Origin of the sequence: Arsukibacterium sp. UBA3155 (assembly GCA_002364615.1) — a bacterium.
Taxonomy (GTDB): domain Bacteria; phylum Pseudomonadota; class Gammaproteobacteria; order Enterobacterales; family Alteromonadaceae; genus Alishewanella.
This window is the reverse complement of record DEYP01000015.1, coordinates 43,675-64,065: the sequence shown is the minus strand read 5'-3', so window position 1 is coordinate 64,065 and position 20,391 is coordinate 43,675. Positions and strand designations below refer to the sequence as shown.

The 20,391-nt window shown below is 48.0% G+C and carries 18 protein-coding genes; 12 read left to right on the top strand and 6 right to left on the bottom strand.

Annotated features, from left to right (window positions below; translation table 11 throughout):
- The first annotated feature begins 209 nt into the window (after positions 1-209).
- From tig to B2X65_RS05410, 6 genes are all read left to right on the top strand, one after another.
- Positions 210-1,523 carry a trigger factor gene (tig, locus tag B2X65_RS05435; RefSeq protein WP_290611149.1) on the top strand — a complete coding sequence of 438 codons (1,314 nt, stop codon included), beginning with the start codon at positions 210-212 and terminating at the stop codon, positions 1,521-1,523.
- 139 nt (positions 1,524-1,662) lie between these two features.
- Complete coding sequence (clpP, locus tag B2X65_RS05430; protein ID WP_290611385.1) at positions 1,663-2,268, top strand: ATP-dependent Clp endopeptidase proteolytic subunit ClpP; 606 nt, start codon at positions 1,663-1,665, stop codon at positions 2,266-2,268.
- 55 nt (positions 2,269-2,323) lie between these two features.
- A complete protein-coding gene (clpX, locus tag B2X65_RS05425; RefSeq protein ID WP_290611147.1) occupies positions 2,324-3,604 on the top strand; it encodes an ATP-dependent protease ATP-binding subunit ClpX in 1,281 nt (426 codons plus the stop codon).
- Positions 3,605-3,730: 126 nt separating this feature from the next.
- Positions 3,731-6,127, top strand: a complete 2,397-nt coding sequence (gene lon, locus B2X65_RS05420) for an endopeptidase La (RefSeq protein ID WP_290611146.1) — start codon at positions 3,731-3,733, stop codon at positions 6,125-6,127.
- 192 nt (positions 6,128-6,319) lie between these two features.
- Entirely contained in the window at positions 6,320-6,610 is a 291-nt protein-coding gene (gene hupB / locus B2X65_RS05415; RefSeq protein ID WP_420834571.1) for a nucleoid-associated protein HU-beta, read from the top strand.
- A gap of 141 nt (positions 6,611-6,751) precedes the next feature.
- Positions 6,752-8,656: a SurA N-terminal domain-containing protein gene (locus B2X65_RS05410; protein ID WP_290611145.1), complete on the top strand. Its 1,905-nt coding sequence runs from the start codon at positions 6,752-6,754 to the stop codon at positions 8,654-8,656.
- An 88-nt stretch (positions 8,657-8,744) separates the two neighbouring features.
- Here B2X65_RS05410 and B2X65_RS05405 read toward each other — a convergent pair whose 3' ends face one another.
- From B2X65_RS05405 to pspF, 6 genes are read right to left on the bottom strand one after another with little or no spacing between them, the layout of a single operon-like run.
- On the bottom strand, positions 8,745-9,512 hold the full coding sequence (locus B2X65_RS05405; RefSeq protein ID WP_290611144.1) for an ATP-binding cassette domain-containing protein: 768 nt from the start codon (positions 9,510-9,512) through the stop codon (positions 8,745-8,747).
- Complete coding sequence (locus tag B2X65_RS05400) at positions 9,509-10,504, bottom strand: oligopeptide/dipeptide ABC transporter ATP-binding protein (protein ID WP_290611143.1); 996 nt, start codon at positions 10,502-10,504, stop codon at positions 9,509-9,511. The genes B2X65_RS05405 and B2X65_RS05400 overlap by 4 nt, the downstream gene beginning before the upstream one ends.
- Positions 10,505-11,398 carry an ABC transporter permease subunit gene (locus B2X65_RS05395; RefSeq protein ID WP_290611142.1) on the bottom strand — a complete coding sequence of 298 codons (894 nt, stop codon included), beginning with the start codon at positions 11,396-11,398 and terminating at the stop codon, positions 10,505-10,507.
- A gap of 1 nt (position 11,399) precedes the next feature.
- On the bottom strand, positions 11,400-12,416 hold the full coding sequence (locus B2X65_RS05390) for an ABC transporter permease (protein WP_290611140.1): 1,017 nt from the start codon (positions 12,414-12,416) through the stop codon (positions 11,400-11,402).
- Positions 12,413-14,050 carry an ABC transporter substrate-binding protein gene (locus tag B2X65_RS05385; RefSeq protein ID WP_290611139.1) on the bottom strand — a complete coding sequence of 546 codons (1,638 nt, stop codon included), beginning with the start codon at positions 14,048-14,050 and terminating at the stop codon, positions 12,413-12,415. The genes B2X65_RS05390 and B2X65_RS05385 overlap by 4 nt, the downstream gene beginning before the upstream one ends.
- Positions 14,047-15,141, bottom strand: coding sequence for a phage shock protein operon transcriptional activator (pspF, locus tag B2X65_RS05380; RefSeq protein WP_290611138.1), 1,095 nt, complete (start codon positions 15,139-15,141; stop codon positions 14,047-14,049). Before pspF ends, B2X65_RS05385 begins: the two co-directional genes overlap by 4 nt.
- 182 nt (positions 15,142-15,323) lie before the next feature.
- Between pspF and pspA the strand changes: the two genes are divergently transcribed.
- The 6 genes from pspA to B2X65_RS05350 all read left to right on the top strand — a co-directional run bounded on the left by pspA (position 15,324) and on the right by B2X65_RS05350 (position 20,382).
- Positions 15,324-16,001 carry a phage shock protein PspA gene (gene pspA / locus B2X65_RS05375; RefSeq protein ID WP_290611137.1) on the top strand — a complete coding sequence of 226 codons (678 nt, stop codon included), beginning with the start codon at positions 15,324-15,326 and terminating at the stop codon, positions 15,999-16,001.
- Positions 16,002-16,026: 25 nt separating this feature from the next.
- The gene (pspB, locus tag B2X65_RS05370; protein WP_290611136.1) at positions 16,027-16,263 is read left to right on the top strand and encodes an envelope stress response membrane protein PspB; all 237 of its coding nucleotides are present in this window, start codon (positions 16,027-16,029) and stop codon (positions 16,261-16,263) included.
- Positions 16,256-16,669 (top strand): envelope stress response membrane protein PspC, encoded by a 414-nt coding sequence (gene pspC / locus B2X65_RS05365; RefSeq protein ID WP_290611135.1) that lies wholly within the window; start codon positions 16,256-16,258, stop codon positions 16,667-16,669. The genes pspB and pspC overlap by 8 nt, the downstream gene beginning before the upstream one ends.
- Positions 16,670-16,679: 10 nt before the next feature.
- Positions 16,680-18,065: a YcjX family protein gene (locus B2X65_RS05360; protein ID WP_290611133.1), complete on the top strand. Its 1,386-nt coding sequence runs from the start codon at positions 16,680-16,682 to the stop codon at positions 18,063-18,065.
- Positions 18,062-19,072 carry a TIGR01620 family protein gene (locus B2X65_RS05355; RefSeq protein ID WP_290611132.1) on the top strand — a complete coding sequence of 337 codons (1,011 nt, stop codon included), beginning with the start codon at positions 18,062-18,064 and terminating at the stop codon, positions 19,070-19,072. The genes B2X65_RS05360 and B2X65_RS05355 overlap by 4 nt, the downstream gene beginning before the upstream one ends.
- A gap of 116 nt (positions 19,073-19,188) precedes the next feature.
- The gene (locus tag B2X65_RS05350) at positions 19,189-20,382 is read left to right on the top strand and encodes a trans-sulfuration enzyme family protein (RefSeq protein ID WP_290611131.1); all 1,194 of its coding nucleotides are present in this window, start codon (positions 19,189-19,191) and stop codon (positions 20,380-20,382) included.
- Positions 20,383-20,391: the final 9 nt, after the last annotated feature.

Genomic DNA, 20,391 nt, shown 5'->3' with positions numbered 1-20,391 from the left:
GACTTAGCTTTAACAGGTTAAGTCTGTTTTTTATTTTTTGTCAAGATAAACAACGAAAACAAGCAGGGCTAAAGACTCGACTATGAGGATTTAGCCCGCTATAATGCCGCGTCCAATTTTATAACAGGTCAGGTTCAGCTTAAGTTTTTCGAGTCCAGACCATACAAGCACGGCGTATTTCAGACGCCTGATTTTGATTTCGAGGTAGCATGATGCAAGTTTCTGTGGAAACCACCCAGGGTTTAGAGCGCCGTTTAACGATTACTGTACCGGCTGACAAGATTGATTCAGAAGTAAAAAACCGCTTGCGTGATCTGGCGAAACGCCAGCGTATTGATGGTTTTCGCCCGGGTAAAGCACCGGTGTCAATTATCCAGAAACGTTTCGGTCAAGCTGTGTTGCAGGAAGTGGCTTCAGAGCAAATGCAACGTTCATTTTACGAAGCGGTAATTGAAAACAAGTTAACCCCAGCCGGAGCGCCTACTTTTGCACCAGGTACTTTGGCGGCGGGTAAAGATTTAGAATTCGCAGCGACATTCGAAGTTTATCCGGAAGTGACTGTAGCGAATCTGGAAAAAATTGAAGTTAACAAGCCGAAGGTTGACATTGGTGAAGAAGATCTGGCAAAAATGCTGGAAACACTGCGCAAACAACATGCTAAATGGCAAGAGAAAAAAGGCGCTGCCGCTACTGGTGACCGCGTAACAATGGATTTCGTCGGTTCTATTGACGGCGAAGAGTTTGAAGGTGGCAAGGCCAGCGACTTCCAGTTAGAGCTGGGCCAGGGCCGGATGATCCCAGGTTTTGAAGATGGTGTTGTTGGCAAAAAAGCAGGCCAGAAAGCTACCGTTGAAGTGACGTTCCCTGAAGATTACCATGCGGAAAACCTGAAAGGTAAAGCTGCCAGCTTTGCTGTTACCGTTAATACCGTAGAAGAACAGGTTTTACCGGAATTAAACGATGAGTTTGCCACGCTGTTTGGTTTAGCTGAAGCCAATGTTGACGCCCTGAAAACTGAAGTGCGGAAAAATATGGAACGCGAGCTTAAGCAAACCATTAAAGGCAAGGTTAAAGAGCAGGTGATAAAAGGCTTGCTGGCGAATAACGAAGTAGAAGTACCACAATCGTTAATTGGCGGTGAAGTTGAAGTATTGCGTAAACAAGCTTTACAGCGCTTTGGCAATAACGTTGATCCTAAGCAGTTACCTGAATTACCCGCCTCATTGTTTGAAGAACAGGCTAAAGATCGGGTTAAAGTCGGTTTATTGTTAGGCGAAGTGATCAAGACAAACGAATTGAAAGTAGACAATGCGAAAGTTGAAGAATTAATTGCCAACGTCGCGTCTGCCTATGAAGACCCAGCTGAAGTTGTTCAGTACTACCATAGCAACAATGAATTAATGCAAAGCATGCGCAATGTGGCACTGGAAGAGCAGGCTATTGAATTAATTCTGGCTAAAGCTAAGGTCAATGAGCAAGCTGCAGCCTTTGACGAGATAATGAACCCGCAAGCCACCAACTAAGATTGACTTATCGTGGTATGACGGTTTTAATGGCTCGAACAGCAGTTCGGGCCATTTTATTTTCCGGCCGCTTTTATTTTCCGGCAAAACTACACCGAGTTTATTTTAAGGGACCCCATTTATGCCAATGTCACGTGATATGACTGACATCGTTAACGCCTTAGTACCTATGGTGGTTGAGCAAACCGCAAAAGGTGAACGCTCTTATGACATTTTCTCCCGGCTGTTAAAAGAGCGGGTTATATTTTTAACTGGCCAGGTTGAAGACCATATGGCTAACCTGATTGTGGCTCAGCTTTTGTTTCTTGAATCGGAAAATCCGGAAAAAGATATCTACATTTATATCAATTCACCAGGCGGTTCAGTGACGGCGGGTTTATCAATTTACGACACTATGCGCTATATTAAACCTGATATCGCGACAGTATGTGTTGGTCAGGCTGCCAGTATGGGTGCGTTCTTATTGTCAGGTGGTACCAAAGGCAAGCGTTACTGTTTACCCAATGCCCGGGTGATGATTCACCAACCATTGGGTGGCTTTCAGGGCCAGGCGACCGATTTTGAAATTCACGCCCGCGAAATCCTGGGCATAAAGGAAAAATTAAACCGCCTGATGGCTGATCATACGGGCAAAACGTACGAAGAAATTGTCAATGATACTGAGCGCGATCGTTTCTTAAGCGCACAGCAAGCCTTGGATTATGGCCTGATTGATACCATATTAAGTAAAAGAGACGCGAAATAATTAAAGCAGGGTGGCCAGTATTGCGGCTACCAGCGACGTAAAAAGAGGTAGTTACATGTCTGATCACCGCAATGACGGCGATAAAAGCGGCAAATTATTATATTGCTCGTTTTGTGGCAAATCACAGCATGAAGTGCGTAAGTTGATCGCAGGTCCGCAAGTGTATATTTGCGATGAATGCGTTGATTTATGCAACGACATTATTCGTGAAGAAATTAAAGATATTTCGCCCAAACGTGAATCTGATACCTTACCCACGCCACGTGAAATACGCTCCCATCTGGATGACTACGTTATTGGTCAGGAGCATGCTAAAAAAGTATTGGCTGTTGCTGTTTATAATCATTATAAACGTCTGCGCAGTGCTCAGAACAAACAGGAAGTTGAGCTGAGTAAAAGCAACATACTGCTGATTGGCCCAACCGGAAGTGGTAAAACGTTGTTGGCTGAGACACTGGCGCGACTACTGGACGTGCCCTTCACCATGGCCGATGCCACAACCTTAACCGAAGCCGGTTATGTTGGTGAGGACGTTGAGAATATCATCCAGAAGCTGCTGCAAAAATGTGATTATGACGTTGAAAAAGCCCAGCGCGGCATTGTGTATATTGATGAAATAGACAAAATTTCCCGCAAATCAGATAACCCGTCAATTACCCGGGATGTATCGGGTGAAGGTGTGCAGCAAGCCTTGTTAAAGCTGATTGAGGGCACTATTGCCTCAGTGCCGCCGCAAGGGGGTCGCAAGCACCCGCAGCAGGAGTTTTTACAGGTTGATACCTCGAAAATTTTGTTTATCTGTGGTGGCGCGTTTGCCGGCCTGGATAAAGTGATTGAACAGCGCAGCGCCAAAGGTGCCGGTATTGGTTTTGGTGCCACGGTGAAGAGTAAGGAAAGCACCCGCAGTTTAAGTGAATCGTTCCGAGATGTGGAACCTGAAGATTTAGTTAAATATGGTTTGATTCCAGAGTTTATTGGCAGGTTACCGGTGGTGGCCACATTAACAGAGTTGGATTTAGACGCGTTGGTTCAGATACTCAGTCAGCCGAAGAATGCGCTGGTGAAGCAATTTGCAGCGTTATTTAAAATGGAAGACGTGGAACTTGAGTTTCGTGACGATGCATTAAAAGCAATTGGTCAAAAAGCCATGGAGCGAAAAACCGGCGCCCGGGGGTTACGGTCAATTGTTGAAGGTGTATTACTTGATACCATGTATGAACTGCCATCGATGGAAGATGTCAGCAAAGTGGTGATTGATGAAACAGTGATCCGTGGCGAGACTCAGCCCATACTGATTTATGAAAATAGCGAACCGGAAGTGGCGCAATCAAAATAACGCAATAACACTACCGAAAAGGAGCTGAATCAGCTCCTTTTTCGTATACACAATTGAAGTTTGCCAAATTAACCCCATATACTGGCTATCAGGTGTCGCCCGCAGTATTAATTCGAGAGATAATCAATGACAGTAGAACAAACTGAACGTTTGCATATGCCGGTATTGGCGTTGCGTGACGTCGTCGTTTACCCCCACATGGTGATCCCCCTGTTTGTTGGTCGGGCTAAGTCTATAAAGTGTTTAGATGCGGCAATGGACAATGACAAGCAGATTTTTCTGGTCGCGCAAAAAGACGCAACCCTGGATGACCCCAGTGCAGATGATTTGTATCAGATAGGTACGGTTGCCACTATTTTACAATTGCTGAAGCTGCCAGATGGCACCGTCAAAGTGCTGGTCGAAGGTGCCAAGCGTGCCAGACTAACCGAGTTTACCGAAACGGAAGATGCTTTTGCTGCCCATGTTGAGCTTATTCCCTCTATCGATATTGATAGCAGCGAACAAGAAGTATTTTTGCGCTCGGCAATTAACCAGTTCGAAGGTTATATCAAGCTTAATAAAAAGATCCCGCCAGAAGTGCTTACCGCGTTAAGTGGTATCGACGATGCCGCACGGCTTGCCGATACCATGGCAGCCCACATGCCCCTGAAGGTAGATGACAAACAGAAAGTCCTGGAGCTGGTTGATGTAACCGAGCGTCTGGAATATTTGATGGCCATGATGGAAAGTGAAATCGACATTTTGCAGGTTGAACGGCGCATTCGTAGCCGGGTTAAAAAGCAAATGGAGAAGAGCCAGCGCGAATATTATCTGAACGAACAGATGAAGGCGATACAGCGTGAACTTGGCGATCTGGAAGACGCGCCTGACGAGTTTGAAGCACTGGCAAACAAGATTGAAAATGCCAAGATGCCGGTTGAGGTGGCCAATAAAGCAAAAGCTGAGCTGCAAAAGCTGAAAATGATGTCGCCGATGTCTGCTGAAGCCACGGTTGTGCGCAGTTATATTGATTGGTTAGCCACCGTGCCATGGAAAGCCCGCAGCAAGGTGAAGAAGAACTTGGCGGCAGCAGAGCAGGTTCTGGATGCCGACCATTATGGTCTGGAAAAGGTCAAAGAACGGATTATTGAATATTTGGCAGTGCAACAGCGGGTTAATAAATTAAAAGGTCCGATTTTGTGTCTGGTTGGCCCGCCAGGGGTTGGTAAAACCTCTCTGGGGCAGTCGGTAGCGAAAGCGACAGGGCGCAAGTATGTGCGAATGGCGTTGGGTGGCGTGCGTGATGAGGCTGAGATACGTGGTCACCGCCGAACGTACATTGGCTCTATGCCGGGTAAGATTATTCAGAAAATGGCTAAGGTTGGCGTTCGTAACCCACTTTTCTTGTTGGATGAAATTGACAAAATGGCCTCTGATTTCAGAGGAGATCCCGCAGCAGCGCTGCTGGAGGTGCTGGATCCTGAACAAAATGCGACTTTCAGTGATCATTATCTTGAAGTTGACTATGACTTATCGGATGTGATGTTTTTTGCGACATCAAACAGCCTGAATATTCCGGCAGCATTATTGGACAGAATGGAAGTCATTCGTTTGTCGGGCTACACCGAAGATGAAAAACTGAATATCGCTAAACAGCACCTTATTTCGAAGCAAATCAGCAGGAATGGCTTGAAGCCACACGAATTGACTATCGAAGACAGCGCTATTATTGGTGTCATTCGTTATTACACCAGAGAGGCGGGAGTGCGCAGTTTAGAGCGGGAGATCTCTAAACTATGCCGTAAAGCGGTTAAACAGATATTACTGCATGCCGATACCAAGCAAGTTGTGATTAACGCTGATAATCTGGAAGAGTTTCTGGGTGTGCAGCGCCACGATTACGGTAAAGCTGAAGATAGCAACCGGATTGGTCAGGTGACAGGTCTGGCGTGGACTGAAGTGGGTGGTGACTTACTTACCATTGAGGCCGCTTCAGTGGTCGGTAAGGGCAAGCTTACCTATACCGGCTCGCTGGGTGACGTAATGAAAGAATCTATTCAGGCGGCGATGACAGTCGTTCGTAGCCGGGCTGAAGTGTTGCGGATAAACGAAGACTTTTACGAGAAACGGGATATTCACGTGCACGTACCGGAAGGGGCGACCCCTAAGGACGGACCGAGTGCTGGTATTGCCATGGTAACGGCGCTGGTTTCAAGCTTAACCGGCAATCCGGTGCGGGCAGATGTAGCCATGACGGGTGAAATTACCCTGCGCGGTGAAGTATTACCGATAGGAGGCTTGAAAGAGAAGCTACTGGCAGCGCATCGCGGCGGGATCAAGCGCGTTTTGATCCCCCATGACAATATTCGTGATCTAAAAGAAATACCGGATAATGTAAAAGGTGATATTGAAATTAAGCCGGTGAAGTGGATTGAAGATGTGCTTGAATATGCTCTGCAGGAGCCTACAGACCGCATTAGTGCGGTAAATACGGCAAAAAAACCAGCAAATAGCAAAAAAACCACAAAAAATCCTGCTTAGGGGCTTTTCATTCCCGTTGGCTGTGCTAAGTTATGGTCAGTTTCGACCCAGCCCTTATATAATAAGGGCTGCGGTTAAAGCAAAAAAATATTAGTTTGAAAGCGTCTTCTACTTGCAAGACATCAAGATGCTTGTTATAACGAAGCGCAGTCTAGAAAAGCTAATAACTACTAGTTGTAGAAAATAATAACAATTGAAGGGGATGATATTGTGAACAAGTCTCAACTTATCGACAAAATTGCTGCTAACGCAGATATATCAAAAGCGGCAGCTGGTCGTGCACTGGACGCGTTCATTGACGCTGTTACTGATGCTCTTAAAGAAGGCGACTCTGTAGCTTTAGTTGGTTTTGGTACTTACAGCGTACGTGAGCGTGCTGCCCGTACAGGCCGTAACCCGCAAACCGGCGCTACTATTCAAATCGCTTCTGCGAAAATTCCTTCTTTCAAGCCAGGTAAAGCGTTAAAAGACGCCGTAAACTAACTGGTTGCTTGCCCCGGCGCGCCGGGGCAGCCTGTAAAGCCCGGATGTTTTATCGGGCTTCATTAAAAAAGGCGCATCTGTTAAGATGCGCTTTTTTTTTAAGACAACTTACCGTAAGTTGAATATAGAGATGTCGCGAAGATGTTAGAGAGAATCAGAGAAGGCTCCCAGGGGGTTGTCGCTAAAACCATTTTGGGTTTGGTCATTCTTACTTTTGCCCTGGCAGGAGTTGGCAGTTACTTAAGCTCGCCAACCGACGTTGCCGTGGCAGTAGTAAATGGCGAAGAAATTAATCAGACTCAGTTCGAACAAGCGTTACAACGTGATCGTGCCCGTATGCAACAGCAGTTTGGCGAGATGTATGAAACCATTGCGGCCGATCCAGCTTATAACAGCCGTTTTCGCGGTGAAGTGCTGGAGCGCCTGATCGATGAAACGTTGCAGCAGCAATTTGTTCGCAAACTTGGCATCCGGGTGGGTGATGATCAGGTGCGTGATACTATCCGAAGCCTGGGCGAATTCCAGGTAGACGGTACTTTTAATAATGACCGCTATATCGCCTTATTGCGGCAGATGGGCTACCAAAGTGCCGATTTCCGTGAAATGGTGCGTGAGGATATGGCTGCAAGCCAATTCCGGGCTGGTGTATTTGCCAGTGAGTTCTATTTACCCTCTGAAATACAGCAAATTCGCAAGCTTGAGCAACAAAGCCGTGATATCAGCTATTTCGTGGTAAAAGCAGCGAATTTTGCTGATCAGGTTACAATCAGTGAGCAAATGATTGAAGATTATTATCAGATGCAACTGCAACGCTTTGAAACTGAACCCAAAGTGGCTGCCGAGTATGTAGAATTGTCCGCAGCAGCCATTGCTGAAGATATTGAGATTACTGATCAGCAGATCCAGACGTATTATGACGCCAATCAGGCACGTTTCAGCACTGATGAAGAGCGTGAGATTGCCCATATTATGTTGGAGTCTGAAGGTGCTGACGATGCGGTAGCGGCTGAAGCTGCCGCACTGCTGAGCCAATTACGACAGGGAGCAGATTTTGCCGAATTAGCCAAAACACGTTCAGCGGATACCTTCTCTGCTGAAAATGGCGGTGTACTTGGCTCTTTGGAACCCGGCCAAATGGACCCGGACTTTGAGCAAGCAGCTTTTGCCCTGACAAAAAGCGGCGAGCTGAGTGAAGTCGTACAAAGTGAATATGGCTATCACATCATTAAGCTGGTCAGTTTCACCCCGGGACAACAGCAACCTTTGGCTGAAGTTCAGGAAAGCATTGTGGAGCGCTTAAAGCAGGAGCAGGCGACAGAGCAATTCTATCAACTGCAGACCCGGATGGCTGAGATCGCATTTGAAGTGCCTGACAATCTGGAAGAGACTGCAGCCGTGCTGGGTGAACGTGTTCGTTCAACGCCATTGTTCAGCAAAGAGCAGGCCACTGAGCCGCTGACCCATCCTGCTGTGATCAACAAGCTTTTTGATCAACAGTTTATCAATGATGGCTTGAACAGCGATCCGATTGAAATTGGCAGTCAGCATTTGCTGGTTGTCCGGGTAAAGGAATTTCAACCTGCCAGGACTTTACCACTGACAGAAGTTACGGCAGAAATTACTGAATCCCTGAAGGTGGAGCAGCAGGCCCGGCTGGCGCAGGAGCAGGTAGCAGCACTATTGGCTGATCAGGCGGATATCGGTGCTCTGGCAGAGCAGGCTGGTGTCACGTTGCAAACCGCGGCGGCAACCCCGCGCTTCGGTGGTAGCTTAGATCCGCAAATTCGCAGCAAAGCGTTTAAAATGTCACGTCCTATCGAAGGCAAGGCCAGCATAGATTCCGTGACACTGGCCAACGGCGATGTGGCAATTGTTGCGGTGTCTGGTGTGCAGGATGCAGAAGTTACCGCAATACCTGCGGATGAAGAACTTAATAGTATGGCGCAGCGACAAGCAGAGCAGGGTTATCTTGCGCTGGTAGCTGCATTAAAAGCCAACGCCGAGATCAGTCGCAATTTACGTGCGGCTACCCCGGAACAAAACTAAACGGATTTAGCCCGCTTGCTAAAAAAAGAACCGTGCATGTAGCACGGTTTTTTGTTTTCTGGAGCAAGGTTTGCCACGGGGCTGGGTTTCAGACCCCTGAGCTGTTAATAAGCTTTCTGGTATACTCATGAGCCGGAGCAGCAAACACCGACGTGGTGGTGCCATAATCGACAGCTTGTCCCTGATGTAATACCATAATGCTGTCACTAATATGGCGAACTAATCGAAGTTGGTTACTGATAAGCAAATATGCTAACCCAGATTTTTGTTGCAACTCCAGCAACAAGTTGACAATTTGTGCCCGCAACGTCGGGTCTAGTGCGGTAAGTGCTTCGTCCAGTATAAGTAGCTTTGGATCTAAGATAAGTGCCCTGGCCAAAGCCACCCGCTGCAACTGGCCGCCAGAAAACATATGGGGATAGTATTCGGCGTGCTCGTCCAGTAAACCCAGTAATTTTAAAGTTTGACCAATTTTTACCCGGCGTTGCTGCTGGTCAAGCACCGTACTAAAACTCAAAACGTCTTCGAGCATCTGGCCGACCTTCTGCGACGGGTTTAACGATCGCCCCGCATCCTGAAAGATAAACCGGATAACATGGTTGTACTTTTTATAGTGGCTGATTTGCACCGGTTGACCCGCCAGTAAAATCTGACCGCTATCGGGCTTTTCAATGCCCACCAGCAGTTTAGCCAGCGTACTCTTGCCTGAACCTGTCTCACCAACAATGGCCAGCGTTTGTCCTTCTGCCAGGGTAAAACTAATGTTTTTAAGCGCGGTAATATGCTGGCGGCCAAACCAGCCACGTTGTTTACTGTACACTTTGCTAAGTGCCTGAACTTCCAGTAAATCACTCATTTGCTACCCTTAGTCGTTAACGGAAAATGACAGCTGAAATAGTGATTTTGCTGGCGCTCCAATGACGGAGTTTTTACGCATTCTTTGCGGGCATTGGGACAGCGTGGCCCGAGTCTGCAGCCTATTGGCACATGTTGTAATGTTGGAATACTGCCCGGTAGCGCATAAAGCGGCGTTTTGGCGGCTAAATCCGGCTGAAATTCTGGCACACTTTTAATCAGGGCATCGGTGTAGGGATGCAGAGGTGTCTTTAACAGCTGACTGGTTTCACCGGCTTCAACCAACTGACCACAATATAAAACACTGAGTTTCTGGGTGTAGCGCGCCACGCTTTCAAGCTCATGGCTTATCAACAGTACTGACATTCCCTTAAGCTGATTAAAACTGGCCAGTAGTCTGAATAGCTGGGCCTGGGTTGTGCTTTCCAGTGCCGTTGTCGGCTCATCAGCAATCAGTAATTTGGGGTTTTTCGCTATAGCCATAGCAATCATGACTTTCTGGCATATCCCCTCAGACAGTTGATAGGGGTAACTTTGCAATACCCGCTGATGGTCGCGCACGCCAACTTTATGTAGTAGCCCTATCGTTTTTTTTCGTCTGAGGGCATTGCGACGCCACCAGGGACCAATAAGCAGATGATCAGGTATTGCCTCTTCTAACTGTTCGCCAATGAGGGCGGTAGGGTCAAGACTTCGGCTGGGTTCCTGATAAATCATGGCAATGTCACGGCCAATTATTTGCCGGCGCTGCTCCGGGCTAAGTCGTAATAAATCTTTACCCAGCCAATGAAACCGGTCCGCGGTTACCTGCCAGCGGCGGTTTAATACGCCGACAATGGCTTTGGCTATCAGACTTTTACCTGAACCTGATTCTCCGACCAGGCCGCGAGTTTCACCTTCGCGCAAACTCAGGCTTACTCTGTCAACCGCCCGCACCAAGCCATCGGCGGTTTCCAGCTCAATGGTCAGGTTTTTTATATCGAGCAATAACATTTAACTTTGCCGCCTTTTCAAAATTGCGGTTTTCAAACCATCACCAACCAGATTAACCGATAATACTGCGGTGAAAATAAGTAAGCCAGGAATTGCAACACTGCTTGGTGCCAGGTAGATAAGATCAAGTGAATCGCTAATCATTGCCCCCCATTCGGACAAGGGTGCCTGGGCGCCAAACCCGAGAAAGCCCAGTGCCGCGATATCTAAAATGGCGGTAGAAATAGCCATAGTGGCCATTATTGTTAGTTTTTCCCAGATATTGGGGATGATCAGTCTACTCAATACATGCCAGTCGTTTGCACCATCTAAACGGTAGGCCGTGACGTAATCTTGTTTTAACTCTTCATCTATGGCATTGCGGATCCCGTGCACAAATTGGGGTAGCAATGCCAGCATAATAGCCCAGGTGGTATTAATTAGCCCTGGGCCAATAATGGCGACAATGATTATCGCTAGCAGCAAGGATGGGATCGTCAATGCTAAATCGAGGATATGGTTGAACACGCTGGACTTGACGCCCTTACTCATGCCCGCCAGCGCACCAAGCAGTAAGCCCATCAGCAGAGCTCCTGCAACGGTAATAAGCGCGAAACCAAAGGTGTAACTGGTACCTTTAATCATTCGGGATAACAGATCCCGGCCAAGGTCATCAGTACCAAAGGGATATTGCACCAGACCAGCAGCACTCCAGGAAGGGGGTAACAACAACAGTTCATCAACCTGTAAGTAGGGGTCATGTGGGGTGACCAGAGGCGCCAGCAGGCTGATAATAAAGAATCCGATAAACAAGATTAAGCCGGTCATCGCTGAGTGTTGTCGCTTGAACTCCCGCCAGAGTTGGGTTAACGGTGAGCGGTTGTTTTCTTCGAGGTATAAGCGGAATTTACTCATATTAACCTCGCCTTGCTAATGGATTAAAAAAGGCGTGTAAGATTTCAGTCAGCATATTAATGGTGATGACCATGGTGGATATTACTAACAACCCCGCCTGGATTGCCGGATAATTGCGCTGATAAATACTGTCGATTAGCCAGCGACCGATGCCGGGCCAGGAAAAGATGACCTCGGTTAGCATTGCCAGGGTAATCAGGGTACTGAACTGCAACCCAATTTGACGGATAACAGGGAGTAGTGCATTGCGCAGGCCATGCCGGTACAGAACCTGCCCCCGGTTTAAGCCTTTTGCCCGCGCTGTTTTGATATAGTTTTGTTCCCATACATTTAACATTGCATCGCGAACGAAGCGGATCATTACCGTCGTTGGAAAGGTTGCCAGTACCACCGTTGGCAGAAACAAATGCTGCAGTGCATTGTGCAGCGCTTCTGTGCGGTAGCTGATGTCTGCTTGCCAAATGTCGTACAGCATAAAGCCACTGCGGTGTGGAATTTCATACAGCACGCTAATACGGCCTGCAGAGGGTAGCAAGCCAAGTGCCAGCGAGAAAAACATGATTAGCAATAATCCCCACCAGAAAATAGGCAGTGAATAGCCAATCATCGCCAGTGCCGAAATAGATTTACCTATGATGCTGTCCGGTTTAAACGCAGCCACTATCCCCAGGGGAATGCCAATAACAAAAGAGAGTAACAACGCGTAGGCTGCCAACTCCAGAGTGGCGGGTAGTAACAGTTTTATTTCCTGAAGCAGCGGCTGCTGACTGGCAAAAGAGAGTCCCCAATCACCGTGGGCAATGCGGTTCAGAAACGCCAGGTACTGTTGTAAATAATTTTGATCAAGTTGATAATAACTGACCAGTTGCTGACGCTGATTTTCATCAATCTGGCGCAGGCCACTAAGGTTTTGCACGATGTCACCAGGAAACATATAGCCGAGACTAAACGCCAGCAGGCTTAGCGCCAACAATACAAACATCATCAGAAAAAGACGTCGAAATAAGTAGCGGGTCATGGCTCAACTCTTTTCGCATGTTGCAAAGCAATACCGCCATAGGGGTTAATGCTAACGCCGGTTACGGAGCTGCTGATTGCCTGAAAGCGCTGTGAATGGGCAATGGCGACCAGGGGTTGCTTTTGGTGAAGATACTGCTGAGCAGCTAAATATAGCGCCCGACGCTGCTGTTGGTTTGCGGTCAATAATGCTTGACTAATAATGTCATCAAACGCTGGATCACACCAGTTTGCCCGGTTACTGCCACTGTCTCTGGCCGCACAGCTTAACAGCGGACGAAAAAAATTATCAGGGTCAGGGTTGTCTGCCGCCCAGCCTATAAGTACGGAGTCGTGCTCAAAATTGCCCAGCTTCTGGCGAAAGCTATTCCACTCATAAGATACGATATTGGCTTTAACGCCAATCTGGGCTAAATCAGCTTGCATCAACTCCGCCATTTTTAACGCATTGGGGTTGTACAGTCGCTGAACCGGCATCGCCCAGATGTCCATGGTAAAGCCATTGGGATAGCCAGCCTCTGCTAATAACGCCCTGGCTTTGGCAGGAGAGTACAACGGCGCAGGCAAGCCATCATTGTAAGCCCATGAAGTGGGGGGCAAGATGCCATAGGCTGGCGTTGCCTGGCCATAGTACACCGCTTGCAAAATAGCGGCCCGGTTAATGGCCATTGCTAATGCCTGGCGAACGGCTAACTGATCAAACGGCGGCTTTTGCGTGTTAAATGCCCAGAAGCCAACATTCATACTGGTACTTTCCTGCACGGTAACATCAGGCCTGGCGGCAATCAGCTCCAACTCTGCTACCCGGGGATAAGACACAATATCGCACTCGTGGGTAAATAGTTTGGCCATACGCCTGGCATTATTCGGAACAATATCAAATACCAATTGTTCGGGTTGGGTATCGCCGCGCCAATAGTCGTCGTTGCGGTACAATCTGACCAGAATATCTTTCTGGTACTCACGAAAACGAAAGGGTCCGGTACCAATGGGCAAACGGTCTATCTCGCCCGGCTTTCCAGCGCCGAGTAATTTTTGCCCGTATTCGGCAGACAGGATGGCAGCAAAGTCGGTGGTCAGATTCGATAAAAATGAACTATCGGGACGCTGCAACTCAAACACCACAGTATGTTGATCCGTCGCCAGTACCTGCTTTACCAGTCCCGCCCAGTCAACGCTTTGAAAGTAGGGATAAACGCCTCCGCCCTGAAGATGAAATGGATGTTCAGTATCGGTTATACGATTAAACGTAAATACCACATCTTCAGCATTAAACTTTCGGCTTGGAGAAAAGTAGCGGGTAGTATGAAACGCGACATCCTGACGCAGGATGAATTCATAGCGGGTACCATCTGTACTCACTTGCCAGTCTGAAGCCAGCCCGGGAATAATATCGCCATTGGCCGGATTAATATCGACCAGCCTGTCATACAATTGCTGGCTTATTATATCTATAGTGGTACCAGAGGTAACCCGTTGTGGGTTAAAGCTCTCTGGAGAGCCCTCAGAGCAATAAACCAGACCACTGCGGGCAGTTTCAGGCAGATGAGGCTGACAGCCCGCAAGTAGCAGCAAGAGGCTGATTATTGTACTGCGGCAAACCAGAACATAAAAACCATGATGAGGTGACTTCATCCCTGCTGACTTTCCAGTAACTGATACTTTTTCATATAACCACGCAACTGATGATAGGTAAGGTTTAATAAGTCTGCCGTTTTTTTCTGGTTGTACTGACTGGCGCTGAGCGCTTCTTTAATAAGTTTCACTTCAAAATCTTGTGCCAGAGTTTTGAAGTCTACGCCATTACTAAAATCGATACCGTTGCCGGCAGGGCTATTACTGCTGCCTGTCTCGCTATTATCAATAGGATCAGGCGTGGTTACCAGTGGTTCTGCCGGTTTTTGTGCTGCATGTGCCCTGGTTTTAATACGTTGGGTTGGCCGGTAAGCCGATTCGAAAGGGTTTAACTGGATATGGTGTACCGGGACATAGGGATTATTTGTGCGATATACGCTTCGCTCTACGACATTCTTTAATTCCCGGACATTGCCGGGCCAATGATAGTCAAGCAGGGTATTTTTGGCTTTTTCACTAAAGCCACTAAACAGCTCAAAGCCGAGCTCCCTGGCCATATTCATCGCAAAATGCTCGGCCAGTAATAATATATCTTCGCGGCGCTCGCGCATTGGCGGCAGGGTAATAACATCAAAGGCCAGGCGATCGAGCAAGTCAGCCCTGAACTCACCGTTGTCAGCCATTGAAGGTAAATCCTCGTTGGTGGCACACACCAGTCTTACGTCAACCCGCACCGGTCGGCTACCGCCAACGCGTTCAAATTCACCATACTCGATAACCCGCAGTAACTTTTCCTGCACCAGCGCCGGCGTATTGGCAAGCTCATCTAAAAATAATGTCCCGCCATTGGCTCGCTCAAACCGGCCTTCATGCCTTTTGCCTGCGCCGGTAAAGGCGCCGGCTTCATGACCAAATAACTCACTCTCCAGCAGGTTTTCATTTAAGGCTGCACAGTTGAGGGTCAGGTACTGCTGATCCCAACGCTGTGATAAAAAATGCAAACGGGCTGCGATAAGCTCTTTGCCCGTGCCTCTTTCACCAATTATCAGCACTGGTTTATCCAGTGGTGCCAGTTGTGACACCTGGTCCAGAACATTTAAAAAACTGTTGGCCTGTCCAATCAGGTTATCTTGTTGATATTTTTTATTCATTGGCAGCTATAAAGTAGTTAATTTGGCTAATAAATAGTGTATTTCATAAAGGGCAGGAGCTAAAGCTTTTGTTTTAAATAAATAAAGTTGTTATATATTAAAGTGTTATGTTAATTTGAAAAGTTGGCAAGAAACCTGAATAAGCAATAGCGTAATAACATCAACATACAGAGGTAACTAAGATGGGTATTTTTTCACGCTTTTCAGACATTGTGAACTCAAACATCAACTCGTTGCTGGATAAAGCCGAAGATCCGGAAAAGATGGTCCGGTTAATTATTCAGGAAATGGAAGATACGTTGGTTGAAGTGCGTTCGTCTTCTGCCAAAACGATTGCTGAGAAAAAAGATTTGCAACGGGTAGTCAGCAGACTTCAGGGTGAAGTCGATGACTGGCAGGCTAAAACAGAGCTGGCATTAAGTAAAGATCGTGATGACCTGGCTCGCGCCGCGTTGATTGAGAAGCAAAAAGCCGCCGAGCAGGCAGACGCTTTACTTCGAGATATCGCAGTACTGGATGAACACATCAGTAAGTTGCAGGATGAAGTATCGCAACTACAGGAAAAACTGGCGGATGCCAAAGCACGGCAAAAGTCTATGCTGATGCGTCGTACCACGGTTGAGAACCGGCTTGAAGTGAAAAAATCACTTGATAGCAATCGGATCAATGATGCCATGTACAAGTTTGAACGTTACGAGCAGAAAATCGATTCGCTGGAAGCGCAGGTTGAGTCTTATGATCTGGGTAAGAAAACCCTGAAAGACGAGTTTGCACAGTTGGCTGCGCAAGATAAAATTGATAACGAGTTGGCTGAACTGAAAGCCAAAGTAAGCAAGAAAACCAGTAAAGGAGACGCCTGATCTCAGGCGTTGCAGGAGCAGCTAAATGGATATTCATGAGTTAATTTTTGTGCCCCTGATCTTGTTTATGATCTTTGTGGCACCTTTGTGGGTCATTATGCATTATCGCAGCAAAGGTAAAATGCAGCAGGGTTTAACTGATGTTGAACTGCAACAGTTAAATAACCTGGCGGCCCGGGCAGAGAAAATGGCTGAGCGCATCCATACCCTTGAAGCGATTTTAGATGCGGAAAGTCCCAAATGGAGGAACCAGCATGACTAAGCCAAAAAGAGAATTATTGCGGGACGATAGTAACGGCAAGTTGGCCGGGGTGTGTGCCGGCATTGCTGACTATTTTGGCTGGGAGTTGTGGTTGGTACGTATTATTACCGTGTCTGCTTTTTTTCTGGGCGCCGGTGGTTTTGTCGTCGTATTGTATATTGCAGCCTGGGTGGTGCTGGAAAAAAAGTCAGTGGTCGCTGCGAAGCGGCCGCTGGGCAGCAGAGTAGACGCTGATGAGCCCGGTGTTGAGGTAAAAACACGGGTGTGGCAGCGCGGTGAGCCACCAAAGCAGGCCTTGCAACATCTGGCAAATCGCTATAATAGTCTTGAGCTGCGGCTGCAGGATATGGAGCGCCATGTTACCTCAAGCCGCTTTCAGTTAAATCGGGAATTCAATAACTTATAAACGGAGTACTATGACCTGGCTTGATAAGCTGCAACATCAAAGTCGTCAGTTACGTCATCGCGCCCTTGACCGGCACGTCCGGCTGGGCGTGACGGGTTTAAGTGGAGCAGGCAAAACCGCATTTATTACCTCCTTGGTGCATCAACTGACCCAGGGAGACAGTCCGCAAAACTTACCTTTTTTTTCTGTGGTGCAGCAAGGACGTTATCTGGGGGGCCGCCTGGCAGCTGAACAGGCATTAACTATTCCTCGTTTTCCCTTTGAACATAATATGAGCTTTTTGCAGCAGGACCCACCGCAATGGCCGCCGTCAACGACCGGTTGGAGCCAGCTTAGTCTGGCGTTACGCTACAAAGCAGGACAGGGGCTGCGTTCTCATTTGCAAACTTACAGCGAGCTGGAACTCGATATCGTTGATTATCCCGGCGAGTGGCTGCTCGATTTACCGCTGTTACAATTGAATTATCAACAATGGTGTGAGTTCAGCTGGCAATTGTTTGCAAAGCCGCATCGTCAGGCCCTGGCAGCAGATTTTAAAGCGCTGCTGACAGCCACGGATCTGAATGACGCCAGCGAACAGCAGTTGCATCGTGTAACGGACGCTTACAAAGCGTTATTGCAACAGTTCAGTAGTGCAGCCGGTACTTATTTAAACCAGCCGGGACGGCTATTAGTACCGGGTGAATTGGCCGGTGCGCCAATGTTGCAGCTCATCCCACTGCTACCAGAACAGCTTAACGAAAACAGCGCTTTATTAAAAAAACTGACAGATCATTACCAAAGCTACCGCGATTATGTTGTTAAGCCATTCTATAAACAGCACTTCTCTCAACTTGATCGCCAGGTTGTGCTGGTCGACTGTTTAAGTGCACTGAATGCGGGGGCTGCGGCAACCGCCGAACTCAGTCAGGCGTTGCAGCTAATTATGCAGAGCTTTCAATATGGCCCGTCCAGTATGCTGCGACGCTTGTTTAAGCCGCAAATCAGCAAGGTATTATTTGCGGCAAGTAAGGCAGATCATGTTACCCCGGAACAGCACCAGGCGCTGACTTTATTGTTACAAAACTTATTGCGTCAGCCGTTGAAGCAAACGACCTATCAACTTGCTAAAACTGAAGCCATGGCGCTGGCTGCCGTTAGCGCCAGTAAGTCGGGCTATGTTGAACAACAGGGCCAGCGACAACCGTGCCTGACCGGAACCGACAGCGGCACTGCTAAGAAAATCAGTTTGTTCCCAGGTGATGTGCCGTCTGAGGTGCCGGATGAACACGTGTTTTCCCGTCACCAGTTTAGCTTTCCGTCCTTGTTGCCCTTGCCCTTTGCAGCTAATGCTAATGTACCCCATATTCGGATGGATCATGCGTTGCAGTTTCTATTGGGAGATAAATTACGATGAAAGCGCTAAAACCTGCTCAGGTGTTTACGCTGCCTGATGACAGCGATAAAGTTGTGCAACAGCCACTAAAAGCCCGGGCCGAGTTTGCCACATCGGACTGGCAGAAGGATCCTGAACCACCAGCGGCGGCAATGCCGGCTAAGCCCGCAGTGTTAAGCCGGTTGGTATGGCTGGCCCTGGTTAGTCTGATTGCATTAGCGTGCTGGCAATGGATCGATGCGTTAATAGTAAGCTGGCAGCAGAACGTGATAGAGGCGCTGCTATTTAGCGTGTTAAGTGCAGCAGTGCTTGGCGTGTTGAGCTGGTTGTTATGGCGGGAGTGGCGGTTGTGGCGCCGGCTTTCGCAAAACAATAACTGGCAACGCAGTGCCAGGCGCATTGCGCAAAGTGTTCAGTATGGTGAGGCCGATGCACTTTGCCAGAACATTATCAGCCAGTTGCCTGATACTCCTGCCAGACACATTACGGCGCAGCAGTGGCAATCGGCCGCACAGCCGCAGCATAGCGATCTGGAAAAGCTGCAGTTGCTGGATAAGCTGGTACTGGATCCTATCGATGCACAAGCAAAAACCATTATCTTGCGAGCCGGCACCGACACCAGTCTGGCCGTAGCGGTAATTCCGTTTGCGTTTATTGATATGTTAATGGTGGTCTGGCGCAGCAGCACAATGGTCCGTCAATTGGCAGAATTATACGGCGCGCCGGTTGGACAACTGCGAAGTCTGGTGATGTTAAAACGTGCTCTGGCGGCGATATTGTGGGCCGGTGGTAGTGAGCTGGCGCTGGATATGGCGTCTGATGTCATGAGCAGTGAACTGACCGCAAAATTGTCAGCCAGGGCAGGTCATGGGGTGATCGCTGGTTTACTGGTGGCCCGGCTTGGCAATATGGCGATGCAACAATTACGGCCATTGCCACTGGCTGAAAAACAACGGATTAACGTTGCAAGGCTGAGCCAAAGTCTGATCCAACGGTTGCGTGGCAACAACCCTGCCAGCGAAAGTTGACAGTTAACCATCAATTAAATGATTGCGGCCAGACTGCAAGATGTCTGGCATGCTTCCATAAATTCAAAATTCTGCTAAATCTGTGCGGGACTTTCATTACCTGACGCAGTAATCCAATGCATACTAAAAATGTTCATCCGCACACTCTGTGTATTCATGCGGGCAAAGAAAAAAATCAACATGGTACTTTAGCAACGCCACTTTACCAGACTTCGACCTTTGTGTTTGAAAATGCCGAGCAGGGTGCCGCCAGGTTCGCCGGCGAGCAGGAAGGTTACATTTACACCCGGCTGGGTAATCCTACTACCCGTGAACTGGAACAAAAAGTCGCGGCATTAGAGGGTATGGACGATGCGGCTGCAACAGCGACCGGTATGGGAGCAGTCGCCGCCAGTACCATGGCTTTTTTACAACATGGCGACCATTTAATTGCCAGCAAAGCCATCTATGGTTGTAGCTTTGCTTTGTTCAATCATATGTTCGCCCGCTACGGCATTGAGGTTAGTTTTGTTGATATGACCGATCATGCTGCAGTAGCCGCTGCGCTAAAACCCAATACAAAAATGTTGTTTGCAGAAACACCGATAAATCCTAACCTGGTGGTGCTTGATTTAGCTTTTCTGGGCCAGTTTTGCCAGCAGCATAAGCTGATTTCGGTAGTTGATAACACCTTTCTGACTCCGCTTTTGCAGCAACCTGCTAAGTATGGCATTGATATTATTATCCATAGCGCGACCAAGTATCTGAATGGTCATGGCGATGTCGTTGCTGGCATTATTGTGGCAAATAGTGAAAAAATTGCGACAATTAAAATGACCACGTTAAAGGATATGGGCGCCACGATTAGTCCGCACGATGCCTGGTTAATTATCCGTGGTTTAAAAACGCTGGCGGTAAGAATGGAGCGCCATTGTCAGAATGCACAACAGGTTGCTGAGTTTCTAGAACGGCACGACGCGGTAAAGGAGGTGTTCTACCCTGGGTTGCCCAGTCATCCTGGTTACCGTTTTCTGGGAGAACAAATGCAGGGCGCCGGTGGTGTGCTGGCTTTTGAACTCAATGCCAGCCTGGAGCAAAGCCGTTATTTCATTAATCAATGCCGGTTGTTAAGCCTGGCAGTAAGCCTGGGTGATGCCGAATCGCTAATTCAACATCCTGCTTCAATGACTCACAGCCCTTATACGGCGGAAGAGCGGCAAATGGCAGGGATCAGTGATGGTTTGATCCGGGTATCGGTCGGATTGGAACATGTTGCCGATATTATTGCAGATTTAGAACAGGCCCTTACAAAAATGCAGCAACTAAGCTGAAGCCTCGTT